The following is an 18,970-nucleotide window of genomic DNA, read 5'->3' on the forward strand; positions in this document are numbered from 1 at the left end:
GCCTATTTAATGCTATTTGAGATTTCTGGTCACAAGGGCGGATCCATTCGCGCCAGCGCCCTCAACGCCCCCGGTACGAAGCGGGACATGAGATGCGCGCCCCGGGCCTCCGGCGTCACCGGTGCGACCGCCTGGTTGCGCACCACCGCGCGGAGAATGGCCGAAGCGACTTTCTCCGGTGGGTAGTTGCGCAATCCGTACAGCCGCGCCGTCCGCTTCTGTCGGCGGGCCTGCTCCTGCTCGTCGACTCCCGTGAAGCGCGCGGTCGTTGTGATGTTCGTGTTGACGAACCCGGGGCAGATCGCCGAGACACCGATGCCCTGACCCGCCAGCTCGGAGCGCAGGCACTCGCTGAGCATCAGTACCGCGGCCTTCGAAGTGCTGTACGCGGGCAGCGCCTTGGAAGGCTGGTACGCGGCGGCGGACGCGATGTTCACGATGTGGCCGCCCTGACCGCGCTCGGACATCTGCTTCCCGAAAAGCCGGCAACCGTGGATCACACCCCACAAGTTGACGTCCAGGACCTTCTTCCAGTCGTCCGCGGTCGTGTCGAAGAAGGACCCCGAGAGGCCGATCCCCGCGTTGTTCACCAGCACGTCCACCACGCCGTACTCCGTGGCGACCCTCTCGGCGAGCTTCTCCATCGCCTGCTCGTCCGAGACGTCGACCACCTCCGGCCAGGCCTCCGGGGCGCCGACAAGACGGGCCAACTCGGCTGTCCTGGCAGCGCCTTCGGCGTCCCGGTCGACGGCCACCACACGGGCGCCCGCCTCGGCGAACGCGAAGGCCGTGGCCCGCCCGATGCCGCTGGCCGCCCCGGTGACCAGGACCAGTCGGCCGCCGAAACGCTGTGCGTACCTGCCCGTTGGCGCCGCCGGGAGCTGCCCGGCCTCGTTGGCGGTCACGAACTCACCGATCCAGGAGGCCACCTGGTCGGGCCGGGTTCGCGGGATCCAGTGCTTGGCGTCGATCGTGCGGCGCACCAGCCCGGGCGCCCACCGCTCCAGTCCGTCGTTCAGCCGCTCGGAGAGGAACGCGTCCCCCAGCGGCGTGATGAGCTGCACAGGCACATGCGCGTACGCGTCCGTGCGGGGCCTGCGCAGCCGGGACCGCACGTTGTCCCGGTACAGCCAGAGGCCGTTGGACGCGTCGACGGGCAGGGAGGCGGTCGGGTAACCGTCCGCCGGGATCCTTTCGACGCGGGCCAGCGCCTTCGGCCAGTGTCTGCCGAGCGGTCCGCGCCAGGCGAGTTCGGGCAGCACGGGCGTGTGCATCGCGTACACGTACCAGGACCTGCGCCCCTGACCGAGGAGTTGGGCGACCGCGCGCGGGGTCGGCCGCTTCAGCCGCCCCTTCGTCCAGTGGCCGAGGTGGTCCAGCGAAGGCCCGGACATCGACGTGAAGGACGCGATCCGGCCCTCGGTCCGTGCGACGGTGACGAACTCCCAGGACTGCACCGAGCCCCAGTCGTGCCCCACCAGATGCACCGGCCGGTCCGGACTGACCGCGTCCGCCACGGCCAGGAAGTCGTCGGTCAGCTTCTCCAGGGTGAAGCCGCCGCGCAGTGGACGCGGAGCCGACGAACAGCCGTGGCCCCGCACGTCGTACAGCACGACATGGAAGCGGCCGACGAGACGCTCGGCGACCTCCGACCACACCTCCTTGGAGTCCGGATAGCCGTGCAGAAGGATCACCGTGGGATCCGCCGGGTCCCCCAACTCGGCGACGCACAGCTCGATCCCGCCCGTGCGCACCCGGCGCTCACGCGCCCCGTCGATCGTCACTTCGCCTCCGCCCAACGCCGCACGTGCGGCAACTCGTCGTCCAGCCAGAACGCGCTCTCCCGCGGATCCGCGGAGTCCGTGACGACCAGGATCTCCTCGAACTTCGCCCCCGTGCCCCGGAATCCGAGATGCGGCTCGACCGCCCACAGACCCGGCCGCGGCGGATGGTCGGAGAAGCGGTACGGCGACCACAGGGGCGACCAGCCCTCGCGATGACCGCGCAGCGCGTCGCCCGCCAAACCCTTCAGGGACTGCGTACCGAACCCGAACACCCTTGGTGACCAGGGCCGTTCCCGCACCCGGTCGACCTTGTGCGCGATCACCCCGAAGGGATACGCGCGATGCCGGTTGGCATAGCCCTGGCGGACCATGAGGCGGTCCACGTCCTCGTAGATCTCGCGCAGCGGACGCCGCTCCCGCACCTCGCGCAGGATCAGCTCGCGATGCGCCTCCAGGTCGGCCATCAACCTCTCCTGCACCGGGTTGGTGCCGAGCGAGCCGGAGTAGCCGACGTCCGCCGCGAAACCCCGGTGGACCGGGGCCAGGTCCAGGATGAACGGCATCCCCGGCTCCAGTCGGCGGCCGGTCGGGAAGAACTGGAGGGGGACGCGGAAGTTCACGAACGCCGTGCGGTCCCCGAACCAGGCGAAGGGCAGATGGAACCAGTCCCGCACGCCCCGCTCGCGCAACCACTCCCGCTGCATCCGGGCCGCCTCGCGCTCGGTGATCCCCGGCTCCAGTCGCGCCGCGACGGCCTCCGCACACTCGTACGCCAGCCGTTGCACCCGCCGGAACCCGGCCAGTTCCCCGGTGCGTCCGCCCACCGCCGCCGTCGCCATTGCCGTCGCCCACCGTCCCCATCGACCGCGCTACGTGCCCGTAACTTGACCCTCGCGAATCTGACACTTGTTAGAGCCCGCGTCAACAGTCGAACGCCTGTCTGTGGACAACGGCGCCGTTGTCCACAGACTCGCCGGTTGTTCGACCTGAGGTTGACCCCTACGGGCCCGTACGACTGAAGGTGGATGCCGAGACAGCTCTTCGGGCTGACGACCGGTGTGGTGTGCGCCACTACCGTCATGGACGTGACTGTGATCGCGACCGAAAGCCTGAGCAAGCGGTTCCCCCGGGTGACCGCGCTCGACCGGCTCTCCATGGACATCGGACCCGGTGTGACCGGACTCGTCGGTGCCAACGGCGCCGGCAAATCCACTCTGATCAAGATCCTGCTGGGTCTGTCTCCCGCCACGGAGGGCCGCGCCACCGTGCTCGGGCTCGACGTCGCCACCGAGGGCGGCGCCATCCGTGAGCGCGTCGGCTACATGCCGGAGCACGACTGCCTGCCGCCCGACGTCTCGGCCACCGAGTTCGTCGTGCACATGGCGCGCATGTCCGGGCTTCCGCCGGCCGCCGCCCGCGAGCGCACCGCGGACACTCTGCGCCATGTCGGGCTCTACGAGGAGCGCTACCGTCCCATCGGTGGCTACTCGACCGGCATGAAACAGCGTGTCAAGCTCGCCCAGGCCCTGGTCCACGACCCGCAGCTGGTCTTCCTGGACGAGCCGACCAACGGCCTCGACCCGGTCGGCCGCGACGAGATGCTCGGTCTGATCCGACGTATCCACACGGACTTCGGCATCTCCGTGCTGGTCACCTCGCACCTGCTCGGAGAGCTGGAGCGCACCTGTGACCACGTGGTGGTCGTCGACGGCGGCAAGCTCCTGCGGTCCAGCTCCACCACGGACTTCACCCAGTCCACGGCCATCCTCGCCATCGAGGTGACCGACACCGACGACCACCCGGACGGCACCACCGCGGTGCGCGACGCGCTCCACGCGCGCGGGGTGGAGACCCACGACGGCAGCGGCCTGCCCGGCGCCGGCCACATCCTGCTGCTCACCGCGCAGGGCGAGGACACCTACGACCTCGTACGGGACACGGTCGCCGACCTCGGCCTCGGCCTGGTGCGCATGGAACAGCGCAGGCACCACATCTCCGAGGTCTTCACCGACAGCGACGAACAGCGGAACGCCAAGCAGAGCAGCGCACAACAGAGCACCGCACAGAACCCCGCGGGAAAGGAGGCGGTCGGCCATGGCGGTTGAGCAGACCCCGGCACAGGCGGGCGCCCAGTCCCGCATCCACAACATCGGCTACCGCTCGTACGACGGCCCGCGTCTGGGCCGGGCGTACGCCCGACGCTCGCTCTACTCGCAGTCCCTGCGCGGCTCCTACGGCCTGGGCCGCTCGGTCAAGTCCAAGGTGCTGCCGATGGTGCTCTTCGCGGTGATGTGCGTGCCGGCGGCCATCATGGTGGCGGTCACGGTCGCGACCAAGGCCCACAAGCTGCCCGTCGAGTACACGAACTACGCGGTCATCATGCAGGCGGTCATCGGCCTGTACGTGGCCTCGCAGGCACCCCAGGCCGTCTCCCGCGACCTGCGCTTCAAGACCGTACCCCTGTACTTCTCGCGGCCGATCGAGACCGCCGACTACGTACGGGCCAAGTTCGCGGCGCTGGCCTCGGCCCTGTTCCTCATCACCGCGGTGCCGCTGATCGTGCTCTACGCGGGCGCCCTGCTGGCAAAGCTCGACTTCACCGACCAGACCAAGGGATTCCTGCAGGGGCTCGTCTCCGTGGCACTGCTCTCGCTGCTGTTCGCCGGTATCGGCCTCGTCATCTCGGCCGTCACCCCGCGCCGCGGCTTCGGCATCGCGGCTGTCATCGCCGTACTGACCATCTCCTACGGGGCGGTCTCCACGCTCCAGGCCATCGCCGACGCGCAGGGCAGCTCGGGCGCCGTCCCCTGGATCGGCCTCTTCTCGCCCATCACGCTGATCGACGGCGTGCAGACGGCCTTCCTGGGCGGAACGTCCTCCTACCCCGGAGGGGTAGGACCCAGCACCGGCGAAGGCGTGCTCTTCCTCCTCGCCGTCCTGGGTCTCGTCGCAGGCTGCTACGGCCTTCTGATGCGCCGCTACCGAAAGGTCGGACTGTGACCACGCTCAACATCGACCACGTCTCGCGCTGGTTCGGCAACGTGGTGGCGGTCAACGACATCACCATGACGATCGGCCCGGGCGTCACCGGTCTCCTCGGCCCCAACGGCGCCGGGAAGTCCACCCTCATCAACATGATGGGCGGCTTCCTGGCACCCTCCACCGGCACCGTCACCCTCGACGGACAGCCCGTGTGGCGCAACGAGCAGATCTACAAGCACATCGGCATCGTCCCCGAGCGCGAGGCGATGTACGACTTCCTCACCGGCAAGGAATTCGTCGTCGCCAACGCCGAGCTGCACGGCCTCGGCGCCAAGGCGGCACAGCGGGCGCTCGCCACGGTCGAGATGGAGTACGCGCAGGACCGGAAGATCTCGACGTACTCCAAGGGCATGCGCCAGCGCGTGAAGATGGCGAGCGCGCTCGTCCACGATCCGTCGCTCCTCCTGCTCGACGAGCCCTTCAACGGCATGGACCCGCGCCAGCGCATGCAGCTCATGGACCTGCTGCGCCGCATGGGCGCCGAGGGCCGCACGGTCCTGTTCTCCTCGCACATCCTCGAAGAGGTCGAGCAGTTGGCGGCCCACATCGAGGTCGTCGTCGCCGGACGGCACGCGGCCAGCGGTGACTTCCGCCGGATCCGCCGCCTGATGACCGACCGCCCGCACCGCTACCTCGTACGCTCCAGCGACGACCGGGCGCTGGCCGCCGCGCTGATCGCCGACCCGTCGACCTCCGGTATCGAGGTGGACCTCGCGGAGGGCGCGTTGCGCATCCAGGCCGTCGACTTCGGCCGCTTCACCGCCCTGCTGCCCCGCGTCGCGCGCGATCACGGCATCCGGCTGCTCACGGTCTCGCCGTCCGACGAGTCCCTCGAATCCGTGTTCTCGTATCTCGTCGCCGCGTAGGAGGCCGAAAATGTACGACCCCACAGTCGCCCGGCTCACCTACCGGGCCCTGCTCGGCCGCCGCCGGGCCCTCATCCTCGGGGCGCTGCCCCTGCTGCTGATCGTGATCGCCGTCGCCGTACGCGGCCTCGTCGGCGCCGACGACCAGACGGCGGCGGACGTGCTGGGCGGACTCGCCCTCGCCACGATGGTGCCGCTCATCGGCGTCATCGCGGGCACCGGCGCGATCGGCCCGGAGATCGACGACGGCTCCGTCGTCTACCTGCTGTCCAAGCCGCTCAAGCGATCCAAGATCATCTACACCAAGCTGATCGTCGCGATCGGCGTCACCATGGCGTTCTCGGCCGTACCGACGTTCGTCGCGGGCCTCATCCTCAACGGCAACGGCCAGCAGGTCGCCGTCGCCTACACGGTCGCCGCACTGGTCGCCTCCATCGCCTACGCCGCGCTCTTCCTGCTGCTCGGTACGGTGTCCCGGCACGCGGTGGTCTTCGGGCTCGTCTACGCCCTGGTCTGGGAGGCCCTGTTCGGCTCGCTGGTGCCCGGGGCGCGCACACTGAGCGTCCAGCAGTGGGCACTTGCCGTCGGCCACAAGGTCACGGGCGGCGACCTGGTCACCTCGGACGTCGGCCTGACCACGGCGACGGTCCTGCTGATCGTGGTCACCGTCCTCGCCACCTGGTACGCCGGACAGAAGCTGCGCACGCTGACGCCGACCGGCGAGGAGTAGGCGGAAACCGGAAGCCCGGGTACGCGCGGTCTCCTGACAGGGATTTCTGACAGGGACTTCACGCGTGTCCGGGCAGACTGGACAAACGGGGTCACAGGGCAAGGAGGACGGGGATGGCAGGGGACGGGGACATCTGGGACGAGCTGGTCCTGGACGAGGACTTCATACGCTCTGCCGAAGCCGCCGAACCGTCCGCCCGCGCCCGGATGCTGACGGCGCGGTGGCGGAAGGAGGCTCCCGAGCCGCAGCCCTGGCGGTCGGACGAACCTCCGGCGGGCTGGTTCTTCAGCAGGTCGCGTCGCCGCAGGTGGCGCCGTAAGTAGAGCGTCCGGCCGGCCCCGGATTCGGTCACCGGTTTTATTCGGTGGCGCCCGACTCCGCGTACGGGCACAGTGGTTGTGTCCAGTACGCCGGATCTGTCCGATGTGGCAGATCCGGTGACCTGGGGTCGGGTTCTGGGAGCGGAGCCGGGTCGACGCCGATGTGCGGCGATTGCTCGGCTTCCTTCGGGGCAGCCCGTTGCGGTTCCGTGGGAGTCACTACCTTCGGCGGGCCCGTTCAGCGGGGGGAGCTGCCCGGGGCGGCCACTTCGAGCGCGCGAGTCACTTCGCGCGGGCCGCCCTCCCAGGCCCCCGGCCCTGACGGCGGGGCCTACGCCAGCAACCGCTCCAGCACGACCGCGATGCCGTCCTCGTCGTTCGACGACGTCACCTCGTCGGCCACCGCCCGCAGTTCGGCGTGGGCGTTCGCCATCGCCACCCCGCGGGCGGCCCAGGTGAACATGGGGATGTCGTTGGGCATGTCGCCGAAGGCGATCGTGTCCGCGGGCTTCAGGCCCAGCCTGCGGGCCGCCAGGGACAGCCCCTTCGCCTTGGACAGGCCCAGCGGGAGGAGTTCGACTATCCCCTCGCCGGCCATGGTGACCGTGACGAAGCCGCCCGCGGTCCGGGTGGCGACCTCGGTGAGCTCGTCGGACGACAGGGTCGGGTGCTGGACGTAGATCTTGCTCAGCGGCTCGGCCCAGAGCTGCGACGGGTCCGTGAGCGGCAGGAAGGGCAGCGAGCCCACGCTCGTGTAGCCCGGCCCGACCATCACCTCGCCGTCGATGCCGGCCCGGCTCGCGGCCAGGAACAGCGGCCCGACCTCCGCCTCGATCTTCGCCAGCGCCAGCGAGGCCAGCTGCCGGTCCAGGGTGATCGACGTCAGCAGACGATGCGCCCCGGCGTCGTACACCTGTGCGCCCTGGCCGCAGACCGCGAGGCCCTCGTAGCCGAGTTCGTCGAGGATGTGCCGCGTCCAGCGCACCCCCCGGCCGGTGACGACGATGTGGGCGGCACCCGCCGCGGTGGCCGCGGCGAGTGCCTCACGGGTGCGCGCCGAGACCGAGTCGTCGGAGCGCAGAAGCGTTCCGTCGAGATCGGTCGCGACGAGCCGATAGGGGAACGACCCAGCGGCGTCGGTCACTTGGCGACCGGCTCCAGCAGCTCCCGGCCGCCCAGATACGGGCGTAGCACCTCGGGTACGCGCACCGAACCGTCGGCCAGCTGGTGGTTCTCCAGGATCGCCACGATCGTGCGCGGTACGGCGCACAGCGTGCCGTTCAGGGTCGCGAGCGGCTGCACCCTGTTCTTGCCGTCGCTGGTGTCACGCATCCGCACGGACAGGCGGCGGGCCTGGAAGCCGTCGCAGTTGGAGGCCGAGGTCAGCTCTCGGTACTTGCCCTGGGTCGGGATCCACGCCTCGCAGTCGAACTTGCGCGAGGCGGACGAACCCAGGTCGCCGGAGGCCACGTCGATGACCTGGAAGGGCAGTTCGAGGGCGGTCAGCCACTGCTTCTCCCAGTTCAGGAGACGCTGGTGCTCGTTCTCCGCGTCCGCCGGGTCGACGTACGAGAACATCTCGACCTTGTCGAACTGGTGGACGCGGAAGATGCCCCGGGTGTCCTTGCCGTATGTGCCGGCCTCACGGCGGAAGCACGGCGAGAAGCCGGCGTAGCGCATCGGCAGCTTGTCGGCGTCGAGGATCTCGTCCATGTGGTACGCGGCGAGGGGGACCTCGGAGGTGCCGACCAGGTAGTAGTCGTCCTTCTCCAGGTGGTACACGTTCTCCGCGGCCTGGCCGAGGAAGCCGGTGCCCTCCATCGCGCGCGGGCGGACCAGCGCCGGAGTCAGCATCGGGACGAAGCCGGCCTCCGTGGCCTGCGCGATCGCCGCGTTGACGAGGGCGAGTTCGAGGAGCGCGCCGACGCCGGTGAGGTAGTAGAAGCGCGAGCCGGACACCTTGGCGCCCCGCTCGACGTCGATGGCGCCCAGCGCCTCGCCCAGCTCCAGGTGGTCCTTGGGCTCGAAGCCCTCGGCGCCGAAGTCGCGGATCGTGCCGTGCGTCTCCAGGACGACGAAGTCCTCCTCGCCGCCGACCGGGACGTCCGGGTGGACCAGGTTGCCGAGCTGGAGCAGGAGCTTCTTGGCCTCCTCGTCCGCCTCGTGCTGCTCGGCGTCGGCCGCCTTGACGTCGGCGGCGAGCTGCCCGGCCTTCGCCAGCAGTTCGGCCTTCTCGTCGCCGGAGGCCTTGCGGATCAGCGTGCCGAGCGACTTCTGCTCGGAGCGCAGTTCGTCGAAGCGGACGCCGGACGACCTGCGCCGCTCGTCGGCGGACAGGAGAGCGTCGACGAGCGCGACGTCCTCTCCACGGGCACGCTGCGAAGCGCGCACACGGTCGGGGTCCTCACGAAGCAGGCGAAGGTCAATCACCCTCCAAGGCTACCGGTGCGGGGTTGGCACTCACGACTCGGTATTTCCATACGCACCCTGTGTAGCCATTTGCCCTAAATGTCGATCTGTTCGGGGGGTGTCAAAGAAAAGCGCCCCGCTTCCCTGAAAGGGTCAGGCGGTAGCGTCCGGTTGACCCGAATCCCTTGTGGAGATGGGGACTTGAGGGCGGGGTCGTCCACAGTAATCCACACCCGCGCAAAGTTATCCACAGGCTGTGCGAAAGATCTGTGGATTACGGAAGTGATCGTTTCGAAAGGTGTCCGCGAGATGACCAATTCCCGAAGCAAACCACCCTCACGCCCACTTTCGGGTGGATATGCGTAACCCCGGGGAGTTACGCCAGGGAAACGAGTGGACGAAGGGTGGCATGCCGGACTGTGGACGAGGCGGCGACCTGTAGGGAGATTTGTCGACAGACTGACGCTCCGTTGTCGACTTGTCCCCAGGTCGAGAAGCCAGCCTGTGGATAACTTCTGTGGATAACGCAAATCGGCTGGTAGGACCGGCCGGATGCGCCGGGGACCGCTAGAAGCGGCCGTCCTGGCAGCGCGCCACCCAGTCGGCCGCCGTCACGAACTCCTCGTCGGACGTCCCCGGCAGGGGAGCACGGACGTCCTCCACGCCGATGTCCGCACGAGGGTACGAACCCAGGTACCGCACTTTGAGACAGATCCGCCGGAGCCCCATGAGCGCCTCGGCGACCTTCCGGTCGGAGATATGGCCCTCGGCGTCAATGGCGAAGCAGTAGTTGCCGATGCCCTGCCCGGTCGGCCGGGACTGGAGCAGCATCAGGTTGACGCCCCGTACCGCGAACTCGCCCAGCAGATCACGCAGTCCACCGGGGTGGTCGTCGCGCTGCCAGATGACCACGGACGTCTTGTCCGCGCCGGTCGGTGCGGCGGGCCGGGCGGGCCTGCCCACCAGGACGAACCGCGTCTGCGCGTTCTCCGCGTCGTGGATACCGGTCTCCAGCGCGGTGAGGCCGTACCTGGCGGCGGCGAACTCACCCGCGAAGGCCGCGTCGTAGCGGCCCTCCTGCACCAGCCGGGCACCGTCCGCGTTCGAGGCGGACGACTCCCAGACCACATCCGGAAGGTTGACCTTCATCCAGTTGCGGATCTGCGACTGCGCGGCCGGATGGGCGGTGACGGTCTTGATCTCCGACAGCTTGGTGCCCGGCCGGACCAGCAGCGCGAAGGTGATCGACAGCAGCACCTCGCGGTAGATCATCAGCGGGGAGCCCGCGACCAGCTCGTCGAGCGTGGTGGTGATACCGCCCTCGACGGAGTTCTCGATCGGCACGAACGCGGCCTCGACCTCACCGCTGCGCACCGCGTCGAGCGTGGCCGGCACGGACACCATCGGAATCAGCTCCCGGGTGGCCGTCTCGGGAAGCGTGCGCAGGGCAACCTCGGTGAAGGTGCCCTCGGGGCCGAGATACGCGTAGCTGGCTGACATGCGTCTCACCCTAATGGCCCTTGCCGAACCCGGCGCACGCTTCCCGGATCCGTCGCCCCAGGGGGTGACGCCGACCCCGGACACCACCCGGAGGCCCCCGGGCAGCACCGCGTCACCCCTCCAGCAGCCGCTGCCCCACGTACTCCCCTTCGGCCGCCCCGCCCGGGACCGCGAACAGGCCGCTCGACTCGTGCCGGATGAACTTCGACAGCGCGTCACCCCGGTCGAGCTTGCGCTGGACGGGGACGAAACCACGCAACGGGTCGGCCTGCCAGCAGACGAAGAGGAGCCCCGCGTCGGGCGTACCGTCCGCGCCGATCCCGTCGTGGAAGGAGAACGGGCGCCGCAGGATGGCCGCGCCGCCGTTCTCGTCAGGGCGGGTGATCCGGGAGTGCGCGTTGATGGGGACCACCAGATCGCCGTTGGCGTCGACCTTCTCCAGGTCCATCGCGGTCGTCTCGGTCCCGCCGCTCAGCGGCGCCCCGTCCGCCTTCCGCCGCCCGACGACGTCCTCCTGCTGCTTGACCGACAACTGCTCCCAGTCGTCGAGAAGCATGCGGATACGGCGTACGACGGCGTAGGAGCCGTTCGCCATCCAGGACGGTTCGCCGGTCGCGGGCACGAAGATGCGCTTGTCGAAGTCGGCCTCGGACGGCTTCGGGTTTCGGGTGCCGTCCATCTGCCCCATCAGATTGCGGGCGGTCATCGGCTGGGCGGTGGCACCCGGAGACCGGTTGAAGCCGTTCATCTGCCAGCGGACCCGGGCGGCGCTGCCCGCGTCCTTCTGGATCGCGCGCAGGGCGTGGAAGGCGACCAGGGCGTCGTTGGCGCCGATCTGGACCCACAGATCGCCGTTGCTGCGGGCCTTGTCGAGGTGGTCGGAGGAGAACTCGGGCAGCGGGTCGAGCGCGACCGGGCGCTGCTTCTCCAGCCCGGTGCGGGCGAAGAACCCGTACCCGAAGCCGAAGGTGACCGTAAGGGACGACGGGCCCGCGTCTCGGGCGACATCCGTGTCGTCGTGCGCGGCAGCCTCGCCCGCCATGAGCCGCTGGGCGGTGTCGGACCAGCGTCGCAGCAGCGCGGCTGCCTCCTTGCGCCCCGCGCCTGCCGTCAGGTCGAAGGCGATCAGGTGGCCGCAGGACTGGAGGCCCTCGGTGATGCCGGCCTGATGTTTCACGTGAAACTTTGCCATGTCCGCGCCCACGGAAGTGAGCGCCGGGGACTGGCCGGAAGCCTCGGCGGAGGAGTCGGAGTCGGAGGAGCCGACGGCATAGCCGGTGGCCCCGCCCGCCGCGCCGAGCGCGAGCCCGGTGGCACCGGCGGTGCCGAGCAACCGCCGACGCGAGATGCTCCGCGTGGTGTTCCTCGCGGAGTTCCCGTCGGCGTCACCCACGGAGTTCTCCCCGTCGGTTTCCTTGGTGGACTGGTCAGCCATGGTGCGGTTCAGCCGATCTGCGCGTTCTTGTCGACGGTCACTTGGTCGATGTCGGAGGTCCGCACGGTCACGGCGATCTTCCAGTCGCCGGCCATGGGGATCTGGACCTCGTTCGCCGTCCAGTGGCCTGTCGTGAGGTGGTCCGGGTTCACGGTCAGCGGTCCGAGGTTCTTGGCGGTGAGGGTGAAGGCGACCTTCACCTCGGGCACGTCGAACGCTCTGCCGTTGGGCCGTTCCACGTACACGTGCATGACGTTGCCGCCGACGCGCGCGGGGTTGATGTCGAGCCGGACGACGCCCTTGCCGTCCTGGCCACCGGTGTCGAAGGGCATGTCCAGGGTCAGCGCGCCTGCCCCCTCGGAATCCGAGGAGGAAGAGGAGGACGAGGACGACGAGGAAGAGGACGCGGCGGCGGCCTTGACGTCCTCCTCCGTACGGCCCGGCTCGGTGGATGTCAGCACGGTCGTGACGGCGAGCAGGACGACGGCGACACCCGCCTCGGCCAGCACCGAGCGGCGCAGCCCCGAGCGAGGCGGGTCGGCGTCGCGCAGCCGTTTCGCCGTCGCGGTGTCGACGGCGGCCCGCTGCCGGGCGAGCTGGGCGGCCCGCTTGGCGTCCGAGCCTCCGGCGGCCGAGGCACCGACCGGTTCCTTCTCGGGGTCGGCGCCGGCCTCGTCCGCCGTGTCTGCGTCTGCCGCTGCCGTGATCGCGGCGGTCTCCGGCAGCTGGGCTGTCCAGCGGCGCGAGATGTAGGCGATGCCGACGAGGACGATCACCAGGCCGATCTTGACGAGCAGCAGCTGTCCGTACGACGTGTCGGTGAGCGCCGACCAGGAGCCGAGCTGGCGCCACGACTGGTAGACGCCGGTCGCGACGAGTGCCAGCACGCTGCCGAAGGCGACGCGGGAGAAACGGCGTACGGCCGAACCCTCGATCGGGGTGTCCGCTGGCGCCCGGAACAGGGCGACCAGGAGTGCCGAGAGCCCGCCGAGCCAGACGGCGACGGCCACCAGGTGGATGACGTCGACGGGCATCGCGATGTTGGGCTGGAGGCCGGTGGAGGCGTGTTCGGCCAGCGCCCAGGTGGCGGCCAGCCCGATCGCCACGACCCCGCCGCCGATGGCGAGCCCGAAGGTGAGGTCCCGTCTGGCGGAGCCGTCGTCGGGCTCGATGTCGGACTCGCCCTCGGTCTCGGCCACGTCCGTCTCGTCGTCCCCGGGCCTGGCGTACGCCCCGAAGAGGACCGCGATGAACAGCGCGCCCGCCGCGAGCAGCAGCAGCCGGGAGACGAGGGCGGCCCCCGTCTTGGTCTGGAGGACATTGCCGAGGAGGCCCAGGTCGAAGATGCCACCGACCTTGCCGGAGCCGGTGTACGAGCCGCGCATCAGCAGCAGCGCGAGCGTGGCCGCCGTCATCGCGAGCCACCCGGAGACGACGAGCCGCTGCAGCGCCCGTACGCCGGAGCCGCGCTGCCAGCAGGCGAGCACGAAGGCGGCGCCGCCGACCATGACGATGAAGCCCGCGTACGAGACATACCGGCCGAAGCCGTAGAGGGCGCCGACGACTCCGCCCCCGGCCGACTGGTCGGAGACCGAGACGGTGGTGACGGAGGGGGCGCCGATGGAGAACGTGAAGGCGCCGGCGACGGGGTGGCTGTCCGCCGAGACGACCTGGTAGGCGACGGTGAACGTGCCGTCGGGCAGCCCGGAGTGGAGCGGCACGGCGTAGGTCGTGCCGCTCAGCTCGGTCGCCTTGCCGGTGTCGACGCGCTTGCCCTTGGGGTCGAGCACGCGGAACGCGCCGTCGGACAGCGCGACCTTCTCGGAGAAGGTCAGCGTCACCTGGGCCGGGGCCTTGTCGACCACCACACCCTGCTGCGGGGTACTGCCGGTGAGCGCGGCGTGTGCGGAGACCGGCGTGGCGCCGGCCAGAGCGGCGAGCAGCGCGGCGGCGACCGCGAGGAACAGCAGCACCAGGGGCCGCACGCGCGGGGCGATGGTCTGTGTCACGGTGATCCCTCCCTCGGTCTCAGTGTCCGGTCTTCGGGTTGTACGTCGCGGACTTCACCGGCATCTCGACGGTGATCGGCGGGGTTTTGGCAAAGTGCAGCTGGACGGCGACCTTCTCACCCTCGCGCGGCTTGCGCTTGAGCTGCTCGAACATCAGATGGTCGCCGCCGCTCCTCAGGGCGAGTTCGCCGTGGGCCGGGATGGCGAGGCGCTCGGCCTCCTCCATGGTCTGCCCGACGGTCTTGTGCACGGTGACATCGCCCGCGACGTCGCTGGTGACGCGGGTGAGTACGTCACCGGTGGCGCCCTTGTTGGTGATGACGAGGAACCCGGCCGCCATGGAGTCCGAGACCGGCTGGGGCATGTAGGCGGAGCCGACGGACAGGCCTGCGCCCGCGCCCGCGCTGTCGTCGTCGGACCCGGACTCCGAACTCCCGCACCCGGTAAGGGCGAGCGCTCCGGCCAGCAGCGTGGCCGCCGTCAGGGCGGGAAGCCTCACAGACCTCACGGGTCTCACAGGCCTCACGGATTTCGGGCGCCTCACGGGTTCTGCCCCTTGATGATCTTGGGGAGGTCCTTGATGTAGTCGTCGACGGTGGCGTCCTCGCCGTACAGCACGTAACCGCCGTCGGTCTTCGGGGAGAACACGATGACCTGGGTGCCGTGCATCGAGATCGTCTTGCCGTTCTTGTCCTTCGACGTCGGCTCGATGGAGATGCCGAGGGTGCGGGCGCCCGCCTGGATGGTGGCGAAGTCCCCGGTCAGACCGACGACCTGGGGGTCGATGCCCTTGAGCCACTTGCCGAGCGCGGCCGGGGTGTCCCGCTTCGGGTCGGTGGTGACGAACACGATGCGGAGCTTGTCCTGGTCGGCCCTGGACAGCTGCTTCTTGGCGACGGCGATGTTGCTCATCGTCAGCGGGCAGACGTCGGGGCAGTTGGTGTAGCCGAAGTAGATGAGCGTGGGCCGGCCCTTGGTCTCCGCACGGAGGTCGTACTTCTTGCCGTGGGTGTCGGTGAGGACGAGGTCGGGCTTCTCGAACGGCTGATCGAGGATCGTGGCCGCCTTGTCCGAGCCGGCCTCGACGGAGACATCGGCGACGGACTGGCTGGAGTCGTCACCGCTGCCACAGGCGGAGAGGGTCAGGGTGGCCGCGACGAGCAGGGCGGAGGCGGCGAACAGCTTCTTGCGCATAGGGCGATGTCCTGGAGGTGGTGTGCGTGGGAGGTGCGGTGCGCACCCAGGGGGTGCGCCGGACGGCCGGGGGCGTACGGGACAACCGCACGCCCCCGGCGCGCACCGGAGGTGAGCGCGGGTCAGACGGTGGTGCGACGACGGCCGGCCAGCACGCCGAACGCCACCCCCGCGACCCCGACGACGATGCCCACGACGCCCAGCACGCGCGCGGTGGTGTCGCTGCTGTCGGCGGGCTCGGCGACCGTGGTCGTGGTCTTCGCGGCGGCCTGCTCGGCGGGCTCCTCGGCGGCCGAGGAGCCACCGTGGTGGTCCTCGGTGGCGGCGGACAGCGCCAGCACCGGAGCGGGGTTGTCGGGCTCCTCCGCGCCGTCCTCCTGGACCTCGATCCACCGGACGACCTCCTTGTTGGAGTACGTCTGGAGCGCCTTGAAGACGAGCTTGTCGGTGTCCTCCGGCAACTGGCCGAGGGAGAGCGGGAACTTCTGGAAGAAGCCGGGCTCGACGCCCTTGCCGGTGGCGGTCCAGGTGACCTTGGAGACGGCCTCGGAGATCTTCTCGCCGTGCATCTCAAGAGGCTTGGCCAGCTTGGACTTGGTGACCTTGACGGACCAGCCGTCGATCGGCTGCGGCATCACCGAGGCGAGCGGGTGGTCGGCCGGGAAGCTGACCTCCAGCTTGGTGGTCGAGGCGTTGTCGCGCTCGTTCGGCACCTTGAAGTTGACGGTCGCGTAGCCGCCCTTGGCGGCGGCGCCCTCCGCCGAGACGCTGACGTGCGCGAAGGCGGGGCCGGAGAGGACGAGGACGGTGGCACCGGCGAGGGCGCCGGCGGCGGCGATACGGGAAACCTTCATGACGGAAGGCGCTCCACTTCGGGTGAGGTCCGACGTGCCGGGGAGTCCGGCGCGTCGGAGAGGAAGAGGGAGGCGCGTGCGAAACGGTGCACACGCGCGCGTGCCGCACGACGGCGGCCCTCTCTCCGGCCCTCGGACCCTCGGATCAGAAGACCCTGGGAGCGGACGGGGAGCGGTCGCGTCGTGTCAGGCGGCGAGCACGAGCGAGGAGGCGGGCGGACCACGCCGGATCACCGTGTGCTGGAGCGCGGTGGCGGACGGCCGCGGGGATACGAGGGTCCACGCGCGCGGTGCGTGCGACGCCGTACCGGGCGTAGCCGGAAGGCCCGTGCGAAGTGCGTGCGCCAGCGCGAGCGCCCCGCGCAGGGATCGTATGAGCGCCCCTTCGGCCACGCCGTGCGCCGACAGCCGCATCAGCCGCAGCAGGGCAAGGTCTCCGCGGCGCAGCAGCCAGCCGGTGGCGACCGCCGCGAGGAGGTGACCGAGCAGCATCGGCAGCGTCGGCAGCAGGGCGGAGACGGACCCGGCGGACGCGAGGGCGTCCGTGGTGTGGCCCATGGACCCCATGTCCATGCCCGCCCCGCCGGCGGCACCCGCCCCTGTACCGCCGCCCGTGCCGCCGCCCGTACTGATCCGCGCGTCGGCGAGGATCCGCTGGGCCTGGGCCGGGCTGATCGCCGCGAGCGGCACGCCGCACAGCAGCCGGGCGGCCCGTGCGACCAGGGTGGGGTCCGTCGCGGCGGCCGGGGAGGCCGACGCTGTGGACGTCATGTGCTGCCCCAGCCCGAACAGGGTGTGCAGGACGGTCTGGCCGACGGCCAGCAGGGCGACGATGCCGGGCAGCGAGCGGGTCCGTCCGGCGAGGGGTGCCGCGCACGCGAGGACCCCGAGAAAACCGGCGAACAGGGTCCACAGCGGAACGGCGGCACAGGAGGCGAAGGCGTGACCGGCCCCGGCCAGCACGACACAGACCGCGGCGAACACCGCGGCCCTCAGCATCCGGAGAGTGCTTCCGGAGGGCGCTGTGCGCCGGCGGCGGGCAGTCATGGCGGGCTCATCATCGCACTGGCCCCACGGCACCCGTACGGCAGGTCCGCAAGGCGGAATACGGCCTGATACCGCCATGTAAAACCGAGTACAACCGGAAGACCGCTTCTGTCAGTTGATGCACTACATACACCGATTGCAGCCCCCGGTGCATCCGCCGTATGGGCGGCATCACGTCAACTGCGTGCTTACACACCGCCACTCGCGGCAATACGTACAGGTATGTCGAGCCGCGGCCTGGAGGCTGGAGCATGAGCATCTGGTGGTCACTCCATCTTCGACGTGAGGCGGCGAGCGTCCCGCTCGCCAGACGTCTGCTGCTGGGCACCATGGAGACGGCGGGCGTCGATCCCGACATCTCCTACGACCTCTCCGTCGCGCTCAGCGAGGCCTGCGCGAACGCCGTCGAGCACGGCGGGGACACCGGGTACGACGACTCCCGCGGGGCCTATCACGTCACCGCGTACCTCGACGGGGAGAAGTGCCGCATCGAGGTCACCGACTCGGGTCCCGGCTTTCCGACGGCCTCGGCGGGTCCGGCGCTCCAGGAGGCGCCGCGTCGGCCGGTACCCGTGGCAGCCGTCCCGTACGACGCGGAGAACGGCCGGGGTCTGTCGCTGATCGAGGAACTCGCCGACCACGTCACCATCGGCAACAAGCCGGGCCGGGGCGGCGCGGTGGTCAGCTTCGACAAGATCCTCAAGTGGCAGAAGGGCGCGCCCCTGATGGCGGTGTGATCCGGTGCTCCCCCTTCCCCCGAGGGCGGGCACTCTCAGGCCGCTCACAGCCCACGCTCACGTTCCTGACGGACGGCGTCCCTAATTTCCTGGTCATGACGGGAAACCACAAGGACACTTCGATCACCCGGCGCCGCGCCCTCGCGGTGACCGGAGGCACGGTCGCCGCCGGCGGACTCGTGGTCGCGGGCTACCAGTCGGCGTTCGCGGACGAGGCGACGACCACGGCCACCGACGACGCCACGGCCTCCGCCACCGCGAGCGAGAGCAGCGGCACCTGCGTGCTCATGTCGAGCGTGACGGAGGGGCCGTACTACCTCGACAACGCGCTGGTGCGAAAGGACATCACCGAGGGCAAGTCCGGCGTCCCGCTGACGCTGCGGATCACTGTCCAGGACACCACCGAGTCCTGCGCCCCGGTCGCGGGCGCGGCCGTGGAGATCTGGCACTGCGACGCCTGGGGCTACTACTCCGGCTACACCACCGCCAACCCCGGCGGCTCGGCGCCCGCCGAGAGCGAGGACGGTTCCAGCGCGAACGACAACACCTACCTGCGCGGTTACCAGATCGCCAACGCCAACGGGGTCGTCAAGTTCGAGACGATCTTCCCCGGCTGGTACACGCCACGTACCTGCCACATCCACCTCAAGGTCCACACCGGCGGCCAGAAGGAGGACGGCACCTACGAGGGCGGCACGGTCAACTACACCGGCCAGCTGTTCTTCCCCGACGACGCGGCCGAGGGCATCTTCGCCCTGGAGCCCTATTCGAAGCACTCCGGCAGCTACACCACCCTCGACAACGACATGGTGTACGACGGCGGAGGCGCCTCCAGCGGTCTGCTCACCCTGAAGCCGGTCCACAAGAAGGACGTCTCCAAGGGCTACAAGGGCTTCATCACCCTGGGTATCGACCCGGACGCCGAGAACACCGGCGCGGGCGGTGGTGGAGGCGGCGGTACGCCCCCGAGCGGTGAGCCGCCGACGGACGCACCGAGCGACAGCGCCTCCCCGTCCGCGTCGGCGTCCTCGTAAGGTACGGCC

At 70.0% G+C, this 18,970-nt stretch carries 18 protein-coding genes; 7 read left to right on the top strand and 11 right to left on the bottom strand.

The genetic code is table 11. The features are described 5' to 3' along the window. Nucleotides 1–29 precede the first annotated feature (29 nt). Both PV734_RS11675 and PV734_RS11680 read right to left on the bottom strand, forming a co-directional pair. Nucleotides 30–1,784 (bottom strand): SDR family oxidoreductase, encoded by a 1,755-nt coding sequence (locus PV734_RS11675; protein WP_319289408.1) that lies wholly within the window; start codon nt 1,782–1,784, stop codon nt 30–32. Beyond that, nucleotides 1,781–2,623 (bottom strand): M24 family metallopeptidase, encoded by an 843-nt coding sequence (locus tag PV734_RS11680; protein WP_319096616.1) that lies wholly within the window; start codon nt 2,621–2,623, stop codon nt 1,781–1,783. The genes PV734_RS11675 and PV734_RS11680 overlap by 4 nt, the downstream gene beginning before the upstream one ends. 240 nt (nt 2,624–2,863) lie before the next feature. Here PV734_RS11680 and PV734_RS11685 point away from each other — a divergent pair, with 240 nt between their 5' ends. From PV734_RS11685 to PV734_RS11705, 5 genes are all read left to right on the top strand, one after another. Further along, nucleotides 2,864–3,889, top strand: coding sequence for an ABC transporter ATP-binding protein (locus PV734_RS11685; protein ID WP_319289576.1), 1,026 nt, complete (start codon nt 2,864–2,866; stop codon nt 3,887–3,889). Beyond that, nucleotides 3,879–4,784 carry an ABC transporter permease subunit gene (locus PV734_RS11690; protein WP_319096615.1) on the top strand — a complete coding sequence of 302 codons (906 nt, stop codon included), beginning with the start codon at nt 3,879–3,881 and terminating at the stop codon, nt 4,782–4,784. The genes PV734_RS11685 and PV734_RS11690 overlap by 11 nt, the downstream gene beginning before the upstream one ends. Continuing rightward, nucleotides 4,781–5,692, top strand: coding sequence for an ABC transporter ATP-binding protein (locus PV734_RS11695; protein ID WP_319096614.1), 912 nt, complete (start codon nt 4,781–4,783; stop codon nt 5,690–5,692). The genes PV734_RS11690 and PV734_RS11695 overlap by 4 nt, the downstream gene beginning before the upstream one ends. A 10-nt stretch (nt 5,693–5,702) precedes the next feature. Then, on the top strand, nt 5,703–6,422 hold the full coding sequence (locus PV734_RS11700; RefSeq protein WP_319096613.1) for an ABC transporter permease: 720 nt from the start codon (nt 5,703–5,705) through the stop codon (nt 6,420–6,422). 113 nt (nt 6,423–6,535) lie between these two features. Further along, on the top strand, nt 6,536–6,745 hold the full coding sequence (locus PV734_RS11705; RefSeq protein ID WP_319096611.1) for a hypothetical protein: 210 nt from the start codon (nt 6,536–6,538) through the stop codon (nt 6,743–6,745). A gap of 328 nt (nt 6,746–7,073) precedes the next feature. On the opposite strand, the gene PV734_RS11710 is transcribed toward PV734_RS11705, so the two are convergent. The 9 genes from PV734_RS11710 to PV734_RS11750 all read right to left on the bottom strand — a co-directional run bounded on the left by PV734_RS11710 (nt 7,074) and on the right by PV734_RS11750 (nt 17,190). Continuing rightward, nucleotides 7,074–7,886, bottom strand: a complete 813-nt coding sequence (locus PV734_RS11710) for an HAD family hydrolase (protein ID WP_319096610.1) — start codon at nt 7,884–7,886, stop codon at nt 7,074–7,076. Then, nucleotides 7,883–9,172, bottom strand: a complete 1,290-nt coding sequence (serS, locus tag PV734_RS11715) for a serine--tRNA ligase (RefSeq protein ID WP_319289409.1) — start codon at nt 9,170–9,172, stop codon at nt 7,883–7,885. Before serS ends, PV734_RS11710 begins: the two co-directional genes overlap by 4 nt. A gap of 546 nt (nt 9,173–9,718) precedes the next feature. Further along, a complete protein-coding gene (gene pheA, locus PV734_RS11720) occupies nt 9,719–10,651 on the bottom strand; it encodes a prephenate dehydratase (RefSeq protein ID WP_319096608.1) in 933 nt (310 codons plus the stop codon). A 112-nt stretch (nt 10,652–10,763) separates the two neighbouring features. Then, nucleotides 10,764–12,086: an iron uptake transporter deferrochelatase/peroxidase subunit gene (efeB, locus tag PV734_RS11725; protein ID WP_319096607.1), complete on the bottom strand. Its 1,323-nt coding sequence runs from the start codon at nt 12,084–12,086 to the stop codon at nt 10,764–10,766. Between the two features lie 8 nt (nt 12,087–12,094). Further along, a complete protein-coding gene (locus PV734_RS11730; protein ID WP_319289410.1) occupies nt 12,095–14,095 on the bottom strand; it encodes a copper resistance CopC/CopD family protein in 2,001 nt (666 codons plus the stop codon). A gap of 19 nt (nt 14,096–14,114) precedes the next feature. Next, nucleotides 14,115–14,603 (bottom strand): copper chaperone PCu(A)C, encoded by a 489-nt coding sequence (locus PV734_RS11735; RefSeq protein ID WP_319289411.1) that lies wholly within the window; start codon nt 14,601–14,603, stop codon nt 14,115–14,117. 32 nt (nt 14,604–14,635) lie between these two features. Then, entirely contained in the window at nt 14,636–15,289 is a 654-nt protein-coding gene (locus PV734_RS11740) for an SCO family protein (RefSeq protein WP_319096603.1), read from the bottom strand. 122 nt (nt 15,290–15,411) lie between these two features. After that, complete coding sequence (locus PV734_RS11745; RefSeq protein WP_319289412.1) at nt 15,412–16,143, bottom strand: YcnI family protein; 732 nt, start codon at nt 16,141–16,143, stop codon at nt 15,412–15,414. Between the two features lie 186 nt (nt 16,144–16,329). Beyond that, a complete protein-coding gene (locus PV734_RS11750; protein ID WP_319096597.1) occupies nt 16,330–17,190 on the bottom strand; it encodes a hypothetical protein in 861 nt (286 codons plus the stop codon). A gap of 251 nt (nt 17,191–17,441) precedes the next feature. Between PV734_RS11750 and PV734_RS11755 the strand changes: the two genes are divergently transcribed. Together PV734_RS11755 and PV734_RS11760 are read left to right on the top strand one after the other, a co-directional pair. After that, entirely contained in the window at nt 17,442–17,927 is a 486-nt protein-coding gene (locus tag PV734_RS11755) for an ATP-binding protein (protein ID WP_319096595.1), read from the top strand. Between the two features lie 95 nt (nt 17,928–18,022). Continuing rightward, nucleotides 18,023–18,961, top strand: a complete 939-nt coding sequence (locus PV734_RS11760; protein ID WP_319096594.1) for an intradiol ring-cleavage dioxygenase — start codon at nt 18,023–18,025, stop codon at nt 18,959–18,961. The last annotated feature ends 9 nt before the right edge of the window (nt 18,962–18,970 follow it).

The sequence above is a fragment of the Streptomyces sp. AK08-02 genome (assembly GCF_033795085.1).
GTDB lineage: Bacteria > Actinomycetota > Actinomycetes > Streptomycetales > Streptomycetaceae > Streptomyces > Streptomyces echiniscabiei.